19 protein-coding genes and 1 pseudogene are annotated in these 20,905 nt (G+C 56.1%); 11 read left to right on the forward strand and 9 right to left on the reverse strand.

What is annotated here, in order from left to right:
* Window positions 1–50 precede the first annotated feature (50 nt).
* Window positions 51–2,414 (reverse strand): alpha-amylase family glycosyl hydrolase, encoded by a 2,364-nt coding sequence (locus VI25_RS17945; protein WP_055562707.1) that lies wholly within the window; start codon window positions 2,412–2,414, stop codon window positions 51–53.
* A gap of 333 nt (window positions 2,415–2,747) precedes the next feature.
* Between VI25_RS17945 and VI25_RS17950 the strand changes: the two genes are divergently transcribed.
* Window positions 2,748–3,572, forward strand: a complete 825-nt coding sequence (locus tag VI25_RS17950) for a murein L,D-transpeptidase catalytic domain family protein (protein WP_045688489.1) — start codon at window positions 2,748–2,750, stop codon at window positions 3,570–3,572.
* Window positions 3,573–3,741: 169 nt separating this feature from the next.
* Here VI25_RS17950 and VI25_RS17955 read toward each other — a convergent pair whose 3' ends face one another.
* The 5 genes from VI25_RS17955 to VI25_RS27140 all read right to left on the reverse strand — a co-directional run bounded on the left by VI25_RS17955 (window position 3,742) and on the right by VI25_RS27140 (window position 8,372).
* Window positions 3,742–4,809 carry an Ldh family oxidoreductase gene (locus VI25_RS17955; protein ID WP_055562708.1) on the reverse strand — a complete coding sequence of 356 codons (1,068 nt, stop codon included), beginning with the start codon at window positions 4,807–4,809 and terminating at the stop codon, window positions 3,742–3,744.
* Between the two features lie 97 nt (window positions 4,810–4,906).
* Window positions 4,907–5,881, reverse strand: a complete 975-nt coding sequence (locus VI25_RS17960) for a transglutaminase domain-containing protein (protein WP_045688490.1) — start codon at window positions 5,879–5,881, stop codon at window positions 4,907–4,909.
* A gap of 11 nt (window positions 5,882–5,892) precedes the next feature.
* On the reverse strand, window positions 5,893–6,828 hold the full coding sequence (locus VI25_RS17965) for an alpha-E domain-containing protein (RefSeq protein WP_045688491.1): 936 nt from the start codon (window positions 6,826–6,828) through the stop codon (window positions 5,893–5,895).
* An 87-nt stretch (window positions 6,829–6,915) separates the two neighbouring features.
* On the reverse strand, window positions 6,916–8,064 hold the full coding sequence (locus tag VI25_RS17970) for a circularly permuted type 2 ATP-grasp protein (protein WP_316934361.1): 1,149 nt from the start codon (window positions 8,062–8,064) through the stop codon (window positions 6,916–6,918).
* On the reverse strand, window positions 8,061–8,372 hold the full coding sequence (locus VI25_RS27140) for a hypothetical protein (RefSeq protein WP_236705111.1): 312 nt from the start codon (window positions 8,370–8,372) through the stop codon (window positions 8,061–8,063). The genes VI25_RS17970 and VI25_RS27140 overlap by 4 nt, the downstream gene beginning before the upstream one ends.
* A 309-nt stretch (window positions 8,373–8,681) precedes the next feature.
* On the opposite strand from VI25_RS27140, the gene VI25_RS17975 reads away from it, so the two are divergent.
* A complete protein-coding gene (locus VI25_RS17975) occupies window positions 8,682–9,779 on the forward strand; it encodes a putative zinc-binding metallopeptidase (protein WP_045688492.1) in 1,098 nt (365 codons plus the stop codon).
* Window positions 9,780–9,809: 30 nt separating this feature from the next.
* Here the strand turns inward: VI25_RS17975 and VI25_RS17980 are convergent, their stop codons facing one another.
* Both VI25_RS17980 and VI25_RS17985 read right to left on the reverse strand, forming a co-directional pair.
* Window positions 9,810–10,718 carry a hypothetical protein gene (locus VI25_RS17980; RefSeq protein WP_045688493.1) on the reverse strand — a complete coding sequence of 303 codons (909 nt, stop codon included), beginning with the start codon at window positions 10,716–10,718 and terminating at the stop codon, window positions 9,810–9,812.
* Window positions 10,719–10,891: 173 nt separating this feature from the next.
* Window positions 10,892–11,774, reverse strand: a pseudogene (locus tag VI25_RS17985) (class I SAM-dependent methyltransferase).
* A gap of 100 nt (window positions 11,775–11,874) precedes the next feature.
* Between VI25_RS17985 and VI25_RS17990 the strand changes: the two are divergent.
* Complete coding sequence (locus VI25_RS17990; protein ID WP_045688494.1) at window positions 11,875–12,363, forward strand: DinB family protein; 489 nt, start codon at window positions 11,875–11,877, stop codon at window positions 12,361–12,363.
* A 70-nt stretch (window positions 12,364–12,433) separates the two neighbouring features.
* Entirely contained in the window at window positions 12,434–13,231 is a 798-nt protein-coding gene (gene dapF, locus VI25_RS17995) for a diaminopimelate epimerase (RefSeq protein WP_045688495.1), read from the forward strand.
* 94 nt (window positions 13,232–13,325) lie between these two features.
* Here the strand turns inward: dapF and VI25_RS18000 are convergent, their stop codons facing one another.
* Window positions 13,326–14,345, reverse strand: a complete 1,020-nt coding sequence (locus tag VI25_RS18000; protein WP_045688496.1) for an aldo/keto reductase — start codon at window positions 14,343–14,345, stop codon at window positions 13,326–13,328.
* Between the two features lie 94 nt (window positions 14,346–14,439).
* On the opposite strand from VI25_RS18000, the gene VI25_RS18005 reads away from it, so the two are divergent.
* The 7 genes from VI25_RS18005 to VI25_RS18030 all read left to right on the forward strand — a co-directional run bounded on the left by VI25_RS18005 (window position 14,440) and on the right by VI25_RS18030 (window position 20,658).
* A complete protein-coding gene (locus VI25_RS18005; protein ID WP_045688497.1) occupies window positions 14,440–14,955 on the forward strand; it encodes a GNAT family N-acetyltransferase in 516 nt (171 codons plus the stop codon).
* 157 nt (window positions 14,956–15,112) lie between these two features.
* Window positions 15,113–16,342, forward strand: a complete 1,230-nt coding sequence (locus VI25_RS18010; protein WP_152981689.1) for a glycosyltransferase family 1 protein — start codon at window positions 15,113–15,115, stop codon at window positions 16,340–16,342.
* Window positions 16,343–16,403: 61 nt separating this feature from the next.
* A complete protein-coding gene (glf, locus tag VI25_RS18015) occupies window positions 16,404–17,588 on the forward strand; it encodes a UDP-galactopyranose mutase (protein WP_055562709.1) in 1,185 nt (394 codons plus the stop codon).
* Between the two features lie 207 nt (window positions 17,589–17,795).
* Window positions 17,796–18,143, forward strand: a complete 348-nt coding sequence (locus VI25_RS27145; RefSeq protein ID WP_236705112.1) for a hypothetical protein — start codon at window positions 17,796–17,798, stop codon at window positions 18,141–18,143.
* Window positions 18,137–19,078: a family 1 glycosylhydrolase gene (locus tag VI25_RS27150; protein WP_236705113.1), complete on the forward strand. Its 942-nt coding sequence runs from the start codon at window positions 18,137–18,139 to the stop codon at window positions 19,076–19,078. The genes VI25_RS27145 and VI25_RS27150 overlap by 7 nt, the downstream gene beginning before the upstream one ends.
* 3 nt (window positions 19,079–19,081) lie before the next feature.
* The gene (rfbD, locus tag VI25_RS27155) at window positions 19,082–20,029 is read left to right on the forward strand and encodes a dTDP-4-dehydrorhamnose reductase (RefSeq protein WP_236705114.1); all 948 of its coding nucleotides are present in this window, start codon (window positions 19,082–19,084) and stop codon (window positions 20,027–20,029) included.
* 113 nt (window positions 20,030–20,142) lie between these two features.
* Window positions 20,143–20,658, forward strand: a complete 516-nt coding sequence (locus tag VI25_RS18030) for an acyltransferase family protein (protein WP_052695196.1) — start codon at window positions 20,143–20,145, stop codon at window positions 20,656–20,658.
* Window positions 20,659–20,905: the final 247 nt, after the last annotated feature.

A 20,905-nucleotide genomic window follows, 5' to 3' on the forward strand; every position in this document is an offset into this window, starting at 1 on the left:
GCTGAAATATTTCAGCGGGGCTTTTCTATAAGCTGCAAAACGAGCTAGGTTTATTTTACTACTACCTTACGGCTCAGGCCCAGCTCGGGTACATGCAGTTGGTATACGCCCGCCGGTAGGGGCCTGCCGATAGTTAGGCGTTGCTCGGTAGAGCCGGGATAGAGGCGCACGCGCTGCTCATGCACCCGGCGACCCGTGAGGTCTAGCAGGCACAATGTGGCCGTTACATCCCGCGGTGACTGGAGCACTACATCAATGCGGTCGGCGCTGGTGGGGTTCGGATACACGGTGAGGTCGGTGCCCGTTACCTCGGCTTGTCGGGTGGCCGTAACGGTGCTTTCGCGCAGGGCCGTCGTGCTCAGCACGTCAGGTGCGGTGTACGTGGCTTTAATGAAAGCGCGCTGTGCAGGGTTGGTTGCTACAGCGTTTTTGGCGCGAAGCGTAATCCAACCGGTGGCTGTGGGAGTATAGGTAGCAGTGAGCGTGCCAGTGCCGGTTTTGCTGCTGAGCACGGTGCCGCTGGCATTCACCAGTTCTACAGCCAAGCTGCGGGTAGCATCCGTCGGAAAGAGGTTGTAGGTCACTGCTTTGCCAGAAGCTACGTAAATGCGGCCTGCCGTGCGGTAGGCTGTGGAGGAAGCTGGCAGTTGCCCGCCCTGCTTCAACGATGAAGCGTGCGAATCACCCAAGTCATCGGCTAGTTCCCACTCTTGGGTAGTAGCCAGGGCCGGGCGGGTGTAGTTAGTGCCGGTGCCCGTAGGTGCCCACACCGAGTAGCCCCGGCGCCCTCCGGCAGCTGTGCCGTTGCACGGTGGGGTATTAATTGTTACAGTTTGTGCGCTGCTCACCGTCACGGTGGCCGTGCCGTTGGCTCCCGAATAGTCTTTCAGCACGGTGCCCGCCGGAAAGTCGCAGGAAACCGTGTTGTTCTGCCAAGCCGAGAAATTGTCGTTGATGCCAATGATGGCCTTGGTGCTGCGCTCAATCACTAGGTGGTCGACAGCTTGGTAGCGTACCTTATAAGCACCGTCCTTAAAGCGTAGGTTTTGGTGGCACCAGATTAGGTTATTCAGATCATCCCGTACGGGTAGGTCGGTAGTGCTGGTGGGCTGGTGCGAATACCGTTTGCTGGTGCTGCCTACGTTAAAGAGGTCTTCAAAGAAAATTTGCGGAGACCCATCTACCGCCAGTGCGGCCGCATACGCCGCCGACAACCGCGGGTCGAACGGGTCGATGTGGGGTGCTAGCTCCGAGCCGGTATTCCAGCCGGTATAGTTGCCGTTGGCATCGGTAGTAGGGCGGAAGGTATCGTGGTTATTCACGAAGGGCACTGTGCGATGCACATACTGCCCATTGATTTGCATCACCCGCGCGCCCTGCTGGTAGCCGGGCAAGGAGCCCAGGTCGAAGTTGCCGCCCCCGCTAATGATGTTGTAAAGGCCATTGCGCAGGGAGAAATCGAAGGTGCCGGCGCGGTTCTGCACGTTGGCCACCCATCCGTCCATCTGGCCGCCAGAGCCAACCCACTCGCCTACGGCATACATGGTAGCGCCGCCAGAGGCCCAGCCCGCGTTGCTTTGCAAATTGTACAGGAAATCCTCTGAGGCAAAATCTGGGAAATGCTTTACGGCATCCATGCGTACGCCGTCGAAGCCTTCCTGCTTCTTGTACCACACCAGCCAGTCGCGCACGCCATTGCGCATGTAGTCGGCGCCTTGGGTAGGGTTGAAGGTAGCGTTGGAGCTTTGGCCGTAGGAGCCATTATAGTAGCTCACATCGGGTCCGAAAAATACAGCATTCCAGTCGCCGGAAGTGGAGTTGTTGCCGGGGTTGGGGTTGAAGTTCTGCCAATTCTTGGCAAAGCGGCCGTTGCGAGCTAAGTAGTTGGGGGCATCCTCCGCAGTAGCCGGCCTGCTGTAGCTCACATAGCGGAAGTTTTTGTAGCGGCTGGTGGAGCCGTCCTCCCACGCCGCCGGGTCTTGGCCGCCCGCCCCCGACTGAGAGCCGGCCCCATCGTTATGGTTCAGCACAATGTCCTGCACCACCTCAATGCCATTGGCGTGCAGCACGGCCACGGCGCGTAGTAGTTCATCCTTGGTGCCTAGGCGCGTGGCCAGGAAGCCCTTCTGGTATTTATCGCCCAGGTCGTAGTTGTCGAAGGGCGAATAGCCGTTGCCTTGGTTGCCATTCTTGATGCTCGGCGGTAGCCATACCGCGTCAATGCCCATGGCTTTCAGGCGCGGAGCCAGTAGGGCAATATAATTGGCCCAGCCATTGGGGTAATTTGAATTCCAGTAGTCCCACCAATATCCTTGGAGAACAACCTTTTGCGCTTGTGCGGGCTGGCCGCCCAGTACAAGCAAAGCTGCCGCAGCAAGCGTTAGCTTGCGCAGCCAATTTGTAGAAATGTGCATGTGGGAATTGGGAAAACTGGGGGTGAAAAAGAAAGGTAGACAGAGCGGAGACAAGGCCGAAAGGAAGCTTCGGCACAGAACGGATGCAGCTAAAATAGAAGGTAAAAGGGCAAGGGCTGCTGCTTTCGCACGTTTTATATTTCCGTCGGTAGGTTTGCTGCCATCCCGGGCAAGCAGCCCCGGGAATTTATTAAGTGGTAGCTATGTTCTATAGGCTGAGTAATCGTTGCCTGTGGGCGCATCTGTTGTTTGGATGCGTGCGTATAGGATACTCAACACCATAGGCTTTCTGCGTGCAGAAAGCCGCCAACCACCGAAAAACACCCCAAGTCGATGGAAAATCAGAGTGTCGTTCGTCGTCAGCGCTTGAAGCGCCGCGCCCGTCGGGCCCTGCGCCGGATGTTACCGTTCGTGGCCTCGTTGTTCTTGGCTACTCCGCTGGCATCACCCGTGACAAAGTCGCGGGCCGCTACTCCTGGGTCCGAGGTTCGGATGCCATCGGCTCCCGTTACCCCGATCGCACAGTTCGATCAGCGTATGCATGACCTCTACCGCGACTTGCAGGTAGAGCAGCAGGGACTGCGCTACGAGGTGTTCGAAAAGGCCATGACTGGCTATCTTAACCTAGAGCAGGCTGGGAAGCTAGGCGAAAAACAACTGCTGACGGTAGTTGACTTTAGTCTGCCTTCCACTGAAAAGCGCTTGTGGGTACTCGATATTGCCGCTAAGCAAGTGAAGTTCCACACGCTAGTAGCGCACGGCCACAACTCGGGCGAAAACATGGCGACCAACTTCTCCAACGAGAATGAGTCGAACATGAGCAGCTTGGGTTTTTATGTTACTCAAGGTGAGTATGTAGGCAAGCACGGACGTTCGTTGAAGCTCGCGGGCCTAGACGAAGGGTATAACACCAACGCCCAGATGCGTTCAGTAGTAATGCACGGCGCCGACTACGTGAGCGAGGACTTTATTCGTCAGTACGGCCGTTTGGGTCGTAGCCTGGGTTGCCCTGCTCTACCCATGGACCAGAAAGACGCCATCATTGAAACCGTAGGCGGTAATACTTGCCTGTTCCTCAACGGCCCCGATGCTACTTACTCTTCTAAGTATCTTAACCAGGACGTGGCTATGAATACCCTCATCGGTAGCAATAGCTAACCCCCTCCATTAGTTGCTGTTCCAGTGACAATGAAACGTCACTAGCCACTAGCATAGCAAAACGCCATCCCAGGTATAGCTGCACATTCGCGCTATACTTAGGATGGCGTTTTGCTATGCTAGGCTGTGCTACAGCAGAATAAGTGGGAGCTTATTCTGCTGAGGCGTCTTAGAGCTTCATGCCAAACTTAGCGCCCACTGATTCCAGATCTTGTAGCACGGGTTCGAGGAGCGGAATGCCTTCGAGGAGCCGAACTACGGACGTTTCGCGCTCTGGGTCGCCCGGAATAAGGACGTGCTGACCTTCCGTGGCACGTGCTTCCCGGAAGGTAGTAATCCAGTTATCCATATGGGCCTTGAACTCGGTAGCGGGCCGGAAGGCATCTACGCGCATGGCCCCGAAGAAGTGGCCTAATCCCTGTCCAACAGGGTTCTCGGAAGGCTGCAAGAAGGCCACGAAGGGCGGCACCCAGGGACCGTAGTTAGCACCGCTCAGCACCGCCGAGAAGATGTCCACTACTGCTCCCAGGCCATAGCCCTTGTGGGAGCCCGTAGCACCGCCCAGGGGCAGCAAAGCCCCACCGTTCTTCACGGCGTTGGGGTCCGTGGATCCCAGGCCTTCGGCTGTTTGGGCCCATCCTTCGGGAATAGGGATGTTCTTCCGCTGGGCTATTTCGAGCTTGCCATTTGCCGCAGTAGTCGTTGCCATGTCGAGCACGAAATCAGGCTGGTTGCCAGCGGGAACGGCCACGGCAATGGGGTTGGTACCCAGCAGGCGCTCTAAGGAATACGTAGGCGCCACCAGCGGCGAAGCATTCGTCATGGCGATGCCAATCATGTCGTGGGCCAATGCCTTCATGGCATGGTAGCCAGCAATGCCGAAATGGTTGGAGTTCTTCACCGACACCCAGCCCGTGCCTACCTGTCGCGCCTTTTCCATGGCTACCTGCATGGCCTTAGGGCCTACTACTAAGCCTAGTCCACCATCGCCATCTACCACAGCCGTGCTAGGCGTTTCGTACGTGACGCCTACCCGGGGCGTAGCGTTGATGCGGCCCGCTTCCCACAGGCGCACATACCCGATAAGGCGTGCTACCCCGTGGGAGTCAATGCCACGCAGGTCAGCGGAAAGTAAAGTTTCAGTGGCTAGGGTAGCATCTTCCTCCGGGCAGCCCATGCCACGGAAAACCGATTCGGCGAAGGCAAAAAGCTGGGTGTAAGGTATTGTGGTCGTCATGAGGTAAAGTAGAAGAGCGTGTGAGGTAGCCTACCCCTGGGGCAAAGCCATAGAGGGTAGACTGCATTTCGCCCCAAACTTACGTTTACCGTCGCTCTTACTGCTGCTGTTGTTGCTGTTGCTGTTCCCAGGTCACGTACTTGCGATAGGAGTTCACGGGCACAATAGGCACCTTGGCTTCCTGCACATACACGGGCTCTTCAAAGAGAGGCTCCTGGGTGTCGGCTTCTCCGTTTTCAATGTGCACCGATACGGTGAGGGTATGAGCGCCGGTACCTTTGTACGTGCCTTTGATAGGAGTGCAGTCAGAAAAGTGGCGGCCCAGGGCCATGCGTACATGGCCGTCGTTCACAATGCAGTTATTGGTGGGGTCTAGGCCTAGCCAACCATAGAATGGAATGTAGGCTTCAACCCACGCATGAGTAGCGCCCGTACCCCGCATGCCTTCCTGCTTGGGGCACACGTAGCCGCTCACGTAGCGGGCCGGAATGCCCGTGAGGCGTAGCATATACAGCAGCATGTGGGCAAAATCCTGGCACACACCAGCTCGTAGCCGCCAGATTTCCTCCGTGGGAGTTTCCACGTTGGTCACGCCTTGCTCGTACTGGAAATGGTCGTACACGTACTCCGACAGCACCAGGGCGTTTTTCAGTGGCTTCTCATGCTGGTCGGTTACGCTCTGCAATACTTCATAAATCTCCTGCTGAAGTGGGGAAGGGTCGGGCGTCAGAAAGTCGATGAAAGCCGCATCCTGGTGCAAGGAAGCCAGGTGGTGCCACTGCTGCTCGGCCGCTTCCTCGTCCATGGGAAATTGAATGGGGGAGGTAATAACTTCCAGGTTCGATTCAATCAGTAGCTCATTGTGAGGCTTAATGATGGTAAATACCCCAATCTTGTTGCCAAAGTAGTCAGTGAAAAATGCCAGCTCCGGATCGGATGATACCACTACTTCGTGGCGCTTCACTTCTAGGCGCTCATCTTCCAGCGGGTAAATCATGAGCTGGTTGGCGCAGTCGATAACCGGGGCAGCGTAGGTGTAGCGCGTAAGATGCTTGATGGTGTAGGAAGGCATAGCTGTTAGCGTTAGCTGTGGCCGAAATAGTAGGTATTCAGTGCCGCCGAAATATCGAGCAGCTCGGCCCGCGTTTGGCGCAAAAACTGGTCGAGTTGGGCGCTGTCATCCGTGTTCAGGGTACTGTACGCCACGCTGTTCTTCGCCTTGCCAATGAGAAAGTGCACCTTGCTGTAGCTTTCGGGCGGGCTTTTGTCCTTCAGCCGTTCGCAGTGGCGCATTAGCTGGCGCAGGCTGTACGCCAGCGAGTGCGGAAAGTCGGTCTCGTACACAATCATTTGCAGGGCATTAGTTGGGGTAAGAACGCCCTTGTAGGTTTTGGCGTACAGCTCGTGTCCGTACAGGCCGTACAGCACGTGGCGCAACTCCGGCGCGCCCATTGGGTAGTGGTGCTCTACTACGAAGTGACTAAGGTTGAGGCGCAGCACATCAGTGGTTTGCAGAGCCCGCTCCAAAAACTTACCCAGGCTCAAAAACACGTAGCCTTCATCGCGCGGCATAGTGTGCTGCACAGTGCCCGCAAACAGCATTCCTTGCTTCACCAGCACATCCAGGCCCGAAACAGGGTCTTCGGAGGTGGCTTGCTGCACTAGCTCGGCCTGGCGAATAGTGTGGTAGTACTCGTTTAGGCTCTGCCACACTTCCTTAGTAATGTGGTCCTGCACAGCCCGAGCATTTTCGCGGGCCTGCATAATGTTATTGTAGGCTGACACGCCGTTGGCCTTATCGAAAACCAGATGGGTAAGCACGCGGCTGGTGTCCTGAAGCGCGGTGCGGATTTCCTCCGGGGTAAGGTCGCCGAAGGTGTGTAGCAGTGGCTCCCAGCCCCGGTAGTGGGGTTCTTCCTGGGAGAAAATGTAGCTCGTGCGAATCACCTGCAACATGGCTTGCGTGCGCTCCATGTAACGAGCCAGCCAATAAATAGTGTCAGCAACGCGACTCAGCATAAAGGGAAAATCAAATAGTGAAAGGGGGATTGTGGCGCGTACCCGCCGGTACGCAGCAGCTAGTCTGGCAGGGGAAAGCGACTTGCTTTAGCTTGCTTCCGGCCCTAGCACCCACGTGTCTTTGCTGCCTCCGCCTTGGGAAGAGTTTACAACCAAGGAGCCTTCCCGCAGAGCTACCCGCGTGAGGCCGCCGGGTACAATGTCGATGCCGGAAGGGCCGTACAGAGCAAAGGGACGCAGGTCAACGCGGCGGGGTTGGAGCACCCCGTCGATGTAACAGGGGGTAGAGGAAAGGCTGATAATGGGCTGGGCAATAAAGCTGCGCGGGTCTTGTAAGATGGCGGCCTTGAACTCGTTCATTTCCTGCTCCGTGGCGCTGCTGCCAATCAGCATCCCGTACCCGCCTGACTCATTGGTACGCTTCACCACCATGCGGTCCATGTTGTCGAACACCAGTTGGCGCTTGTCCGCGTCGGCGAGTTGGTAGGTGGGCACGTTCTTAAGAATAGGCTCCTCGTTGAGGTAGTACCGGATCATGTCGGGCACGTAGCTGTACACTGCTTTGTCGTCGGCCACGCCGTTGCCCATGGCATTCACAATGGCTACGTTGCCCTTGCGGTACGCCCAGTACAGCCCCGATACGCCCAAGGCACTATCGGGCCGGAACGTAAGAGGGTCAATAAATTCGTCATCCACGCGGCGGTAGATAACATCCACGCGGGTGAGCCCCTGGGTGGTTTTCATGTACACGAAGTGGTTGTGCACCATCAGGTCGCGGCTTTCCACCAGCCGAATACCCATCAGGCGGGCCAGGGTGCTGTGCTCGAAGTAGGCGGAGTTGTAAATGCCCGGCGACAGTAGCACGACGGTTGCCTCGCTAGCCTGCCGGCTGCCCAGGGCCAGCAAGTTGCGGAAAAGTAAGTCGGGGTAGTCTTTCACGGGCTGCACATTGTTCCTGGGCAGCAGGTCAGGAAAAATACGGTAAGTGATGCTCCGGTTTTCAAGCATGTACGACACGCCCGAAGGCGTACGCAAGTTGTCCTCCAGCACGTAAAACTCCCCATCGTGGTCCCGAATTAAATCAACCCCCGCAATGTGGGTGTAGATGTCGTGGGGTACGTGCACGTTAATCATCTGCCGCAAAAACTGCGGGCATGAGTACACCAGCGCGGCAGGTACAATGCCATCTTTTAGAATAAACTGCTGGTGGTAGATATCCTTGAGGAAGATATTCAGGCCTTCAGCCGTTGCTTAATTCCCGCCTCAATGCGCGTCCATTCCGCGTGGTTGATGATGCGAGGAATGATGTCGAAGGGAAAAATCTTCTCTAGCCCCTCGCCGCTGCTGTACACCGTGAACGTTACGCCCTGGCTGAGAAAAAGCTTTTTGGCTAGCTCTACCTTCCTGGTCATTTCAGGACCCGCCAAGTTGGCAATGGCTGATACAAAGTGCCGATACTCGGGCCGGATGCCTTCAGCCAGGAACATCTCATCCCACACATTGGGCTGCTCTCGGTAGGAATGGAGTAAGGAATTTTGCTGCATATAACGAAGTAGAAGCACAACGGGAAGCTGCTTTCAACCAGACCCCTTTAAGCAGAGGCATGTTTGCTAATGGGGGTAGTTTTGAAAGCAGTCGGAATAGTTCTTGGCGTAAGAAACCATGAAATGGCCTAAATTCCGTAGGGGTAACTTCAAATAAGTATGTGTTTTTGTAAAAAGCACCTCTAAAATGAGGGTGCAGTAAGTCTATAGGAGCAAGGTTTTCCTGGCATCAGCCTAGAATAGCCACGCCGGTAGTATCCGTAGCCTAACCTTAGCCGTAGAGGCAACAGTATCTCCGCCAGCGCCTGTATGAAGCTATTTACGTGTACCCACTGCGGCCAACTGCTGTACTTTGAAAACAGCCAGTGTGAGAAGTGCCATTATCCCCTGGGCTTCGAGCCAAAACAACTGCAGCTGTTTCCATTGGTGGCGGAGGCAGATGGGCGCACCTACCGCTTGTTCGGCACCACTCAGCCCAACGCGCCTACCTACACGTACTGCCGCAACCATGCCGATGGGGTGTGCAACTGGCTAGTTCCAGCGGAGAGTGCTACCCAATTTTGCACCGCGTGTGCCCTCAACCGCACTATTCCTAACCTGAGTGAGCCCGAACACCGCCTGCGCTGGTGGAAGCTGGAAATAGCCAAGCACCGCCTGGTGTACAGCTTGCTGCGCATGGGCCTGCCGGTGGTAAGTAAATTTGAGGACCCGGAGCATGGCTTGCAGTTCGACTTCCTGGCCGATGCCAGCCAGGATGGTGGCCAGAAGGTCATGACCGGGCACGACAATGGCCTTATTACTATCAATATTGCGGAGGCCGACGACATTGAGCGGGAAATGGCGCGCAAGTCGATGGCCGAGGTGTACCGCACGCTGCTGGGGCATTTTCGCCACGAGGTAGGCCACTACTACTGGGACCAACTTATCGACAATACACCCCACCTAACAGAATTTCGGGCGCTGTTTGGGGATGAGCAGGATGACTACGGGCAAGCCCTCCAACGCCACTATGACCAAGGTGCCCCCAACGACTGGTCCCAGCATTTCATTAGCTCCTATGCCAGTAGCCACCCCTGGGAAGACTGGGCCGAAACCTGGGCGCACTACCTCCACATCCTCGATACCTTGCAAACAGCTCACGCCTTTGGGCTGAGTGTAAACCCCGCGGCCGCGCCCGCCGAACTAGGCTTGCAAGCGGCCATTACTGAGGAGCCCTACGAAATATCCGACTTCAGCCGCATCATGCAGCTGTGGCTACCCCTCACGTTCACCATGAACAGCCTCAACCGGAGCATGGGCCAACCCGACCCGTACCCGTTCATCATCATGCCGGAGGTAGTAGACAAAATGGCCTTTATTCACAAAGTCTGCCAGCAAGCCGGTAGCAGCGCCAAAGCTGCCCGCTAACCTTTATGCATTGAGTCCAGCAGACGAAGCCTAGCCGAGCATCTCGGCTAGCAAACCTTCCTTCAGGGCGTAGGCTGAGGTTTGGATGTAGGTAATACCGGTGGTGGTCAGCACAAAATCAATCAGCACGGACGCGACTACTAGCATGTCGGCGCGCATGGGCAGAATGCCGGGAATAGCTGCCCGCTGCTCATGGGTTAAGCTCAGAAGCTGCTGGTAGCTGCGCTGAAAGCTGCTGAGGGCAAGCTCCGTGCGGGGTGGTAGCTCGGCTTCGGTGCGCAACTGCCCCAGTTGCATATCAGCTAGACTATCAAAGCTGCCCGAGGCTCCTACCAGGCCCACGGGCCGGTATTGCTGCACGGCCGCGGCCAGAGGAGCCAGCATGGTGCGCAGGTACTCCTGCTCGGCGGCTACGGCCGAAGCTGGAAACAAGCCGCTGGGCTCGGGGAAAAACTTGTCGAGAAGGCGTTGAGCACCTATTTCAAAGCTTTGCTTCCAGAAGATGGTATCCTCATCGGCAATAATAAACTCTACAGAGCCGCCCCCAATATCCACAAGGAGGTGAGGCTGGCTACCCAAGGGTACCGCCCAGCGCACACCCTTGGCAATGAGCTCCGCCTCCCGGTCACCCGCAATAACTTCTACTCGAATGCCGGTTTGCTCGAAAATAGCTTGCGCCAAGGCCGGGCCGTTGCGGGTTACGCGCATGGCGCTAGTGGCCGTAGCACGCACGTCCGTTACTTGATGCAGCTCAATTTCCTCCTTGAACCCAACGAGCGTGTGCAAGGCCCGCTCGAAAGCTGCCGGCGCAATTTCTCCTTTACTGATGCCTCCCTCGCCCAAGCGCACGCCTACTTTAGTACGCAACAGCGTTACGGGTTGCTGGTGGCTGGGCTCCGGAAGCTCCACAATCAGCAAGTGGAACGTATTCGTGCCCATGTCGATGAGGCCAAGCGCCGATGACGGGGGAGGGGATGCTGCATTATAAGAGGAAGAGAGTAGATGCGTTGCGCAGGATACTAATGGACCTGGCCTGCCAAGGTAAGGCACATTCAGCCGCGGCCGACGCCGCCCAGGCTAGCTACCCGATGGGAAGTAGCGCGGCCTGTGTATTACGTAGCAAACCGGCAGAACGTGCCCAGAGGAAGCTTGCGGGCCGCTTTGTCGTGCAAGTAGATTTCCCCAATTTCCCGCGTCTGACGAGCCTCTGGGAAGATTTCATGCACTAGGTTTTCCAGAATGAGGGCCGAGAAGCTAGGGAGTACAGGTTGATGAGGAAAAAGTGGTCCTGGGGGTCCAGTAGCTCCTTGCAAAGCTTCAGCATCTCGTTCAGCTCGTCTTCCAGCTGCCATTTCTCCCCGTTGGGACCACGGCCGTAGGCGGGAGGATCGAGGATAAGGCCTTGGTACTTACTGCCCCGTTTTACTTCCCGGCGCACGTACTTCATGGCGTCTTCTACCAGCACCGGACGCCATCCAGGCCGGACGCTTCCATATTGTCGCGGGCCCAGAAGTTCACCTGCTTCACCGAGTCGAGGTGGGTAACATCGGCCCCCGCGGCGCGGGCAGCTAGGGTAGCGGCGCCGGTGTAAGCAAACAAGTTGAGCACCCGGGGTTGTGCGGCGCGGCGCTTGCGGGTTTGTTGGTAAATGAACTGCCAGTTGGGGTCCTGCTCTGGGAACAGGCCCACGTGCTTGAACGACGACATACCCAGCCGAAACCGCAGCTTCAAGCCGTCGGGTCGCTCGTAGCCGATAATCCACTGCTCCGGCGTGCCGGCTTTGATTTTCCACTGCCCGCGCTCCTGGCTACCCTTCTCCCGGGTAAAGGTGGCGTTGGCCCGTTGCCACTCCGAAGCGGGTAGGTGGGGGTCCCAGATGGCCTGGGGTTCAGGGCGGGCGAGAATGTGCTTACCGAAGCGTTCCAGCTTTTCGAAGTTGCCGGCGTCGATTAGTTCGTAGTCGGCCCAAGGGCTGGTGGTGAGGAACGTGTACATAGAGCTACCTTTACGCTGCCCAGTAGGGCAGGCTGGCAAAGGTACGGCATGATGCAGTTCCGGTCAGTATAGGATACGGATAGGCAGCAGACTTTCGCAGATGCACGAAATAGAGCGAATTCTTGACCAGTTACAGCGAGCCTTCTATGGAGAGGCCTGGGCGGGTCCGTCCTTGCAGGCAACCTTGGCGGGCATTACTGCTGCTCAGGCCGCTGCCTACCCCCTGGCTGGGGCGCACAGCATATGGGAAATTGTGCTGCATCTGGAAACCTGGCTGCACATTGTGCGTCGGCGCTTAGAAACTGCCACGCTACTAGGCCCAACTGATGCCGAGAACTGGCCGGCCCCGCCGGCTTTGCCTAATGAGGAGGCCTGGCGAGCAACGCAGGATTATCTACGCCAAGCCCACGACCAGTTGCGGGCCGTAATAGGCAACCTGCAGGATACCGACCTTACCCGCCGCGGCACTTCTCCCGGAAATATTCCGGATAGCACTTCCAACTCTTGGTACGTCATGCTCCAGGGAGTAATCCAGCATACGTATTATCATACCGGGCAAATAGCACTCCTGCGGAAAGCTTTTGCCTGAAAATTTGTTCGGCTACCTCGGATAATTGTCCCATGAGGCAAGCGCCCCTTTTGCTTTCTACTTTTATAGAATGAACACGCTTACTTTCTTCAAATACCAAGGCACCGGCAACGACTTTGTAATGGTGGATGATCGAGCACAACAGTTCGATGAAACCAATCACAAGCTGGTGCGCTTCCTCTGCGACCGGCGTCGGGGTATTGGCGCCGATGGCCTCATTCTGCTCCGCAACCATGCGCAGTACGATTTTGAGATGGTTTACTTCAACGCCGACGGCTATTTGGGCTCTATGTGCGGCAACGGCGGACGCTGCACCGTGGCCTTTGCCAAGCAGCTCGGCGTAATTGACACGCAAACCCACTTTCTGGCCGCCGATGGTCCGCATGAAGCCCGCGTGGAGGCTGACGGCATCGTGCACCTGCGCATGCAGGACGTACTAGGCCAGCAGGAAATAGAAGAGCATAGCGTATTTCTGAATACGGGTTCGCCCCATCTGGTACAGTTTCAGCCCGCCAGCACCCTTACCGAGCTGAACGTGTTTGCTGAGGGCCGAGCCATCCGATATAACGAGCAGTTTCGGGAGAAAGGCACCAACGTCAACTTTGTGGAGGCGCCTGCCACTCCCGATCTGCCTTGGCAAGTGCGAACCTACGAGCGGGGCGTGGAAGACGAAACCCTCAGCTGCGGCACCGGAGTGACGGCCGTAGCCCTGGCCGCTAGCAAGCGGGGCGCTACTAGCCCCGTGCACCTGCGCACCCCCGGCGGCGACCTGCGCGTCACGTTCGAAGCCCAGCCCGACGACTCCTTTACCAACGTTTACCTCATTGGCCCCGCTACGCGCGTTTTTGAGGGCACTATAGCGGTATAAGCACAAGCGGTTAGCCCCGCGTGTACACACAACGGCCCCGAGGAAGAGGTAATAGCTTCCTCGGGGCCGCTGTGTGTTACTTCAGTGTTACTTTTTAAGGCTGCCGGTCGCCCTTGGTGAAGTCCAGCATCCAGCCGGGGTATTCGGGCGCTAGCTTGCTAACCTCGTCTAGCTGCTGCAACTCTTCGGGTGTCAGGTGCACATCTACGGCCTTGAGGTTGTCTTCTAGCTGGTCCATTTTCTTGGCTCCAATGATAACACTAGTGACTACGGGCTGGTGCAGTAGCCACGCCAGCGCCACCTGCGCTACTGACACACCTTTGCTATCGGCCAGGGGGCGCAGTGCGTCTACAATATCGAGGCCCTTTTCCTTGTTTACCGGCGGGAAGTCAAAGCTAGCGCGGCGGGCACCTTCCTCACTTTCGTTTTCGCGGGTGTATTTGCCACTCAGGAAGCCGCCAGCCAAGGGGCTCCACACCATCAGGCCCACCTTCTGATCTTGCAGAAGAGGTACCAGTTCGCGCTCCAAGTCGCGGCCCGCTATAGTGTAGTACGCCTGCAACGATACGTACTTCTCTATATGGTTGTAGGTGGAGTAGCTCAAGGCTTTCATGAGTTGCCAGGCTGCTACATTGCTGGCACCGATGTAGCGCACTTTACCGCTGCGCACCAAGTCGTCGAGGGCGCGCAGGGTTTCTTCCAGCGGGGTAAGTGGATCGTAGCTGTGGGTCTGGTAGAGGTCAATGTAGTCGGTTTTGAGGCGGCGCAGGCTGTCCTCTACCTGCTGGAAGATGTGCTTGCGCGTAAGCCCTGCGTCGTTGGGGCCTTCGCCCATTTTGCCGCGTACCTTGGTGGCCAGTACTATATCGTGCCGGGAAATGCCAAGGTTGTGAATAGCCTGACCAGTCAGCTCCTCCGAAAGCCCTTCGGAATACACATTAGCTGTGTCTATGAAGTTAACGCCGGCATCTACGGCCCGCTTTATTTGCTCGTCTACTGCTTGTTGATCCAAAGAGCCCATGGCCGCAGCCCAGCCTTTACCACCATACGTCATCGTACCTAGGCACAATTCTGATACTTTCAGGCCCGTATTGCCCAATAGGTTGTATTTCATGAGGGAAGAATTGGATAGTGTATGCTTTCCAAACTACCGCGTACAACGAATGTTAATGTAAAATTTGGGCCACTCGTAGTGCTACCTCCTCCGTATGCTGTCCTCCGAACGTATTTTTTTGCGCCCTTTAGAAGCTGAGGACTTAGATTTTCTCTATGCCCTAGAAAATGACCCCAGCATCTGGGGTGTTTCGGATACGCTAGCCCCAGTATCGCGTCATTTGCTGCGTCAGTACCTGGATAATGCCTCTGCCGACGTTTATGCGGTGCGCCAGTTACGCCTTGTAATTTGTGAAAATGCAACCGGCACCTCTGTTGGTACATTGGATATTTTTGAGGTAGATCCAATGCATCAGCGGGCAGGCGTAGGAATTACCATTCTGCAAGCGTTTCGGCAGCAAGGCTTTGCCAAGACGGCTTTGGAATTGCTAGTGCCTTATGCCCGCGAAGTACTTCGCCTGCATCAGATATATTGTACTATCGGAATATCAAATAGACCTAGTCAGCACTTGTTTACTAGTGTTGGGTTTCAGCTTGTCGGAACACGAAAAGAGTGGCTCCGTACCGAAAGTGGGTGGGAGGATGTTGTAGAAATGCAATTAATGCTGTAAATTGTCGCAGTTATGTGGTTAGCAACGCTAGTTACGTACTCTGGGCTAGCTCGTCTATATCCTTTTATTTACGACAGCGTATAGCCAGATTACCGAGCGCACACGGGGGGTATTTCACCAGTATTGTGCCGTTCGATTTACTTCATATTTTTCTTCTATGCCGCTGAATCAGTCAGCGGAGCCGCCTTTGCGCGCCTCCACCATCGCACCTGCCGACCCTGTTACCTACGCCTTGCCTGATCTAGTGTGCTTCGCACACTTGCACTGGGACTTTGTGTGGCAACGTCCTCAGCATTTGCTTTCCCGCTTTGCCCAACATGGCCGGGTGTTTTACGTGGAAGATGCGTTTTATCACCCCGACGATCTGATTGAACCGCACATTGAAGTAAAAGAGCGGCAAAATGGCTTGAAAGTGGTGGTAGTGCATCTACCAGCCCGCCTGCGTGGTAACGAAGATGCCGCCGACCAAGCCCAGAACGATGTGCTGCGCCAGTTTTTTGCTGAGCAGAACATTCAGCAATACATTTTCTGGTACTACACGCCAATGGCCATTGCCAAGTCGCGTGGCTTCACGCCGGCTCTTACCATCTACGACTGCATGGATGAGCTGGCCGCTTTCAAGTTTGCTCCTCCAGCCCTGCGTGAGCGGGAGCAGGAGCTTTTCAAGAAAGCCGATTACGTCTTCACGGGTGGGCACACGCTTTACGAAGCCAAAAGCCAGCAGCACCCCGATGCGCACCCCTTCCCCAGCAGCATCGACAAAGCTCACTTTGGCCAAGCTCGCCAGGAAATGGCCGAGCCCGCCGACCAAGCTGGTATTGCGCATCCGCGTGTTGGTTTCTTCGGCGTGGTAGATGAGCGTTTGGATATTGAACTGCTGGGCCAATTAGCCGAAGCTCACCCCGAGTGGCAATTTGTCATCATTGGGCCGGTAGTGAAAATCGACCCCGCCACGCTGCCCCGGCCGGCAAACATTCACTACCTCGGTGGCAAAGATTACCAGGAGCTGCCGGCCTACCTCCACGGCTGGGACGTAGCTACCCTACTCTTTGCTGATAACGAAAGCACCAAATTTATCTCGCCCACCAAAACGCCGGAGTATTTGGCTGCCGGCCGTCCGGTAGTGAGCACGCCCATCCGCGACGTGGTGCGCCCCTATGGCGACCTGAACTTAGTACAGATTGCCGCTACCGCCGACGAGTTCGGCCGTGCTATTGCTAAAGCCCTTACCCAAACGCAGGATGCCGACTGGCGCCAGCGTACGGACGAGTACTTGGAAACCATCAGCTGGGACCTAACCTGGGAACAGATGGTGACCCTGATGCAGAAAAAACTTACCGCCTCCCGCTCCGCCGGTACTGCCCACGCGGCAACTACCGCTGTATAGTCCGCTTTTATTGTAACGCTGCCCGTCATCCCCCTCATTCATTCCCAAACACCTCTTCGTTATGTTCGACTATCTCATCGTAGGAGCCGGTTTCGCCGGTAGCGTGCTGGCCGAGCGCCTCGCAACGCGTTCCAACAAAAAGGTCCTGGTGGTGGACAAGCGCAACCACATTGCCGGCAACGCTTACGACCACTACAACGAGGAAGGCATCCTGGTCCACAAGTACGGGCCCCACATCTTCCACACTAACTCGAAAGACGTATTCGAGTACCTATCCAACTTCACCGATTGGCGCCCTTACGAGCACCGCGTACTAGCTTCCGTAGACGGTCAGCTGGTGCCCATGCCAATTAACCTGGATACCATTAACAAACTCTATGGGTTGTCGCTCAACAGCTTCGAGGTAGAGCAATTCCTGGAGTCGTTGGCCGAGCAAGTGCCCGTTATTAAAACGTCGGAAGACGTAGTAGTTAGCAAGGTAGGACGAGAACTGTACGAGAAATTTTTCCGCAATTACACCCGTAAGCAGTGGGGGATGGACCCCTCAGAGCTAGACAAATCGGTGACCTCCCGTGTACCCACGCGCACCAACCGCGACGACCGGTACTTCACGGACACCTACCAAGCTATGCCGCTGCACGGCTACACCCGCATGTTTGAGCGCATGTTGGATCACCCCAACATCAAGGTGATGCTCAATACTGATTACCACGACATCGTAGATTTCATTCCGTTCAAGGAAATGATCTTCTCGGGTCCGGTAGATGAGTACTTCGACTTCAAGTATGGCAAGCTGCCTTACCGCTCGTTGGAGTTCAAGCACGAGACCCTGAACACGGAGAACTACCTCGCCGCTCCGGTAGTAAACTACCCCAACGACAACCTGTACACGCGTATCACGGAGTTTAAGGCCCTCACCGGTCAGAAGCACCCCAAAACGTCTATCGTGTATGAGTATCCTAAGGCCGAGGGCGACCCCTACTACCCCGTACCACGCCTCGAAAACGCCGAATTGTACAACAAGTACAAGAAGCTGGCCGACGAGACGCCAAACGTACACTTCGTAGGCCGCTTGGCTACCTACAAGTATTACAACATGGACCAGGTAGTGGCGCAGGCCCTTACTCTGTACAAGAAGCTCACTGAGAAGTCAGAGGAGGTACAGAAGGCTACTGTGAAGCCCACCATCACGGGCTCGGCAGCTATCCTGGATAAGCTGGTACCCCGCGACCCAGCGAAAGAGTAACGGTGGGGCATTCTAGCTTAGCTGGAGCTTGCCCACCGCATATACGTCTGGTACTGTCATTCTGTGCTTGCACAAGCCATTCACATGGTCATGGTGTAAGCGCAGAGTGACAGTGCTGTTTTCTGGCAGGGGCAACTGAACACTATGCCTCGGGCCTGAGAGCAGGAAACTGCTTTCCAACTGGTCATTCACTTAAGATTTGTGCCGATGAGACCTGTTGAAATGTGGGGCGGAATAGAGTGCAGTATTTGCCGGGTTGGCGACGACTACTCCGATCAAGTAAACCGCAGCGGACACCGCACCCGCCTCGAAGACCTAGACCGCATTGCCGAGCTGGGCATCCGTAAATTGCGCTACCCAGTTCTGTGGGAACAAGTGGCCCCGCAGAGCCTCAACCACCCCAACTGGAGTTGGCCCGATGAGCGCCTAAACCGCTTGCGGGAGTTGAACGTGGACCCAATAGTAGGCTGGTACACCACGGCAGCGGCCCGCGCTACACGGCTCTCCACCTCGATACCTTCGACACAGGACTGGCCCGGTTTGCGCGTATGGTAGCCGAGCGCTATCCCTGGGTAGAACATTATACCCCTATCAACGAGCCCCTTACTACAGCTCGTTTCAGTGGCCTCTACGGCCTGTGGTATCCCCACCACTCCGACGACCATACGTTTGTGCGCATTCTGCTCAATGAGGTGCGCGCCACCAAACGGGCCATGCAAGCCATCAGACAGGTAAACCCAGCCGCAAAGCTGGTGCAAACGGAAGACCTAGGGAAAACGCACAGCACGCCCGCTTTAGCCCACCAGGCAGATTTCGAAAACCACCGGCGCTGGCTAACCTACGACCTGCTCTGCGGCCTTGTCACGCGGGAGCACCCGCTTTGGGAGTACTTGCGCGCAAGCGGGGCTTCTGTTGATGAGCTGCTGGAATTTACCGACGACGTGCTGCCCCCCGATATTCTGGGCATCAACCATTACATCACGAGTGAGCGGTTTTTGGATGACCAAACCGAACACTACGCCCTTGACGATAGTCGGCCTTATGTGGATGTGGAAGCCGTGCGCGTGCGCCCCGTGCAGCTTGATGGGCTAGCTACCCTGGCCCAAGAAGCCTGGGACCGGTATAGCATTCCGCTTGCCATTACGGAGTCTCACTTGGCCTGCACGCGTGAAGAACAAATGCGCTGGCTGTACCAAACCTGGCAAACCTGCACCCAACTACGCGAACAAGGCCTGGATATGCGGGCCATGACCGTGTGGTCGTTGCTAGGCGCCTTCGATTGGAATAGTCTCCTTACCCAAAATCAGGGTTACTATGAGAGCGGCGTATTTGATGTACGCAGTGGTGAGGCCCGGCCCACGGCTCTTTTCAACCTAGTGCGCAGCTTGGCCACGACGGGCGACTTTGCTCATCCCGTGCTCCAAGACCCAGGCTGGTGGCACCGCGATACGCGCTACCTCTATCAGCATCATGCGCACCTAACGCACTAAGCTATGATCCAACCTACTCCTGCACCATTCACCGTTCCAAACCATTCTGCCGAATTGGCGGGCACCCGACCCCGGCCGCTGCTGATTGCTGGTGCTCATGGCACCTTAGGACGGGCATTTCAGCAAATTGCTGCCATTCGCGGACTAGAAACAGTGGCTCTCAGTCGTGCTAAGCTGAACATTGCTGACCCCGCTTCCGTGGAGCGTGCCCTAGAGCGCTATCAGCCCTGGGCCGTGGTGAATGCCGCGGGTTATGTGCGCGTAGACGATGCTGAAACCGATTACGCCCATTGCTACCGCGAAAACACCACCGGACCGGCCATTCTGGCTGCGGCCTGTGCCCGTCTACAAGTGCCGCTGCTAACCTTTTCTTCCGATCTGGTATTCGACGGTCAGCAAACGACGCCATACCTGGAAACCGACGCGCCCCGGCCCCTAAATGTGTATGGGATTAGCAAGCAGCTAGCCGAACGGGAAGTGCTGACTGACTACCCTAACGCCTTAATTGTGCGGACCAGTGCCTTTTTCGGGCCTTGGGATGAGTACAACTTCGTGCACCAGGTGCTGCAAGCGGCGCGTGCAGGCCAGCCCTTCGAGGCGGCTTCCGACGTAGTGATATCACCTACCTACGTGCCCGATTTGGTGAATACGGCTTTAGATCTACTTCTTGATGAGGAAAGTGGTATTTGGCACCTAGCCAATAGCGGCTCTTGCACGTGGGCTGAATTTGCGTGCCAGATAGCTCGTATGGCGGGCTTCGACCCAAGTTTCATTGTAGCGCGGCCCTCCGTTGATTTTCCTTGGCTGGCTACTCGCCCTTTATACAGCGCCTTAGGTAGTGTACACGGCTCACTCTTGCCTTCAATAGAAAGCGGGCTGGAACGCTATTTAGCCGAGGTCGCAACCAGTGTTACGACGGGTACCAATGAGATTGTAGCGGCGGCTTCTTAGCCGGATAAGGCTGCGCCCCGCGTGCGCCCTACAGAGCAGGGCGCACGCAGGGCGCACTAGCAAGTGGGAGAGGGGTAGTATTTTGCCGGCTAGTATCCCTACTTTGGCAAGTAATGCGCAATAATTTCGATGCCGTACGATTGGGCTTGGCTTTGACCGTGGTGTTTTGCCATTTGGCAGTGCTATCCGAGGTAGCGGCCTTCCAACCCTTTCTACGCTTTCTATCGGCTGACTTTGCGGTGAAAGGGTTCTTCGTTATCAGTGGCTGCCTCGTAACCCGCAGCTACCTTCGCAGCCAGTCGGGGTGGGATTATGCCGAGAAACGCGTACGCCGTATTTACCCTGCCTACGCCGTTACCATTGGGCTGGGCTGGCTGATTGGCATGGTAGCTACCCATCTATCAGTAGCCAATTATATTAATCAACCGGCTGCCTATAAGTACCTAGCAGCCAACGCCGCGTTCCTGAACTTTCTGCAGCCTACCTTGCCGGGGGTATTTGAGCAGCATGCCGTACCCGCTCTCAACGCTTCCCTGTGGACTATCAAAGTAGAACTGTGCCTCTACTGCTGCGTGCCGCTACTGGTAGGGCTATTTCGGCGCATCGGCGCTATCCTACTGCTATCTTAGCCTTTTGCGTAGCGTTGTTGTGGGAAGAAGCGTTGCCCCACGTACCACATATCACGCCCCGCATGGTAACTGAGCTTGCCCGGCAGTTTCCAGGTGTCATCCACTTTTTTACGTTGGGTGCTGTGTTCACCATGGTAGAGCACAAACTAGGGCCAAAGCTGGGCTGGATTGCTCTGGTCTCTTGCGTAGCCTTTTTCTTGCTACGACATCATCGTATAGGCTCACTTATCGAGCCTTTAAGTTATGC

The organism is Hymenobacter sp. AT01-02 (assembly GCF_000961955.2).
Taxonomy (GTDB): Bacteria; Bacteroidota; Bacteroidia; order Cytophagales; family Hymenobacteraceae; genus Hymenobacter; species Hymenobacter mucosus.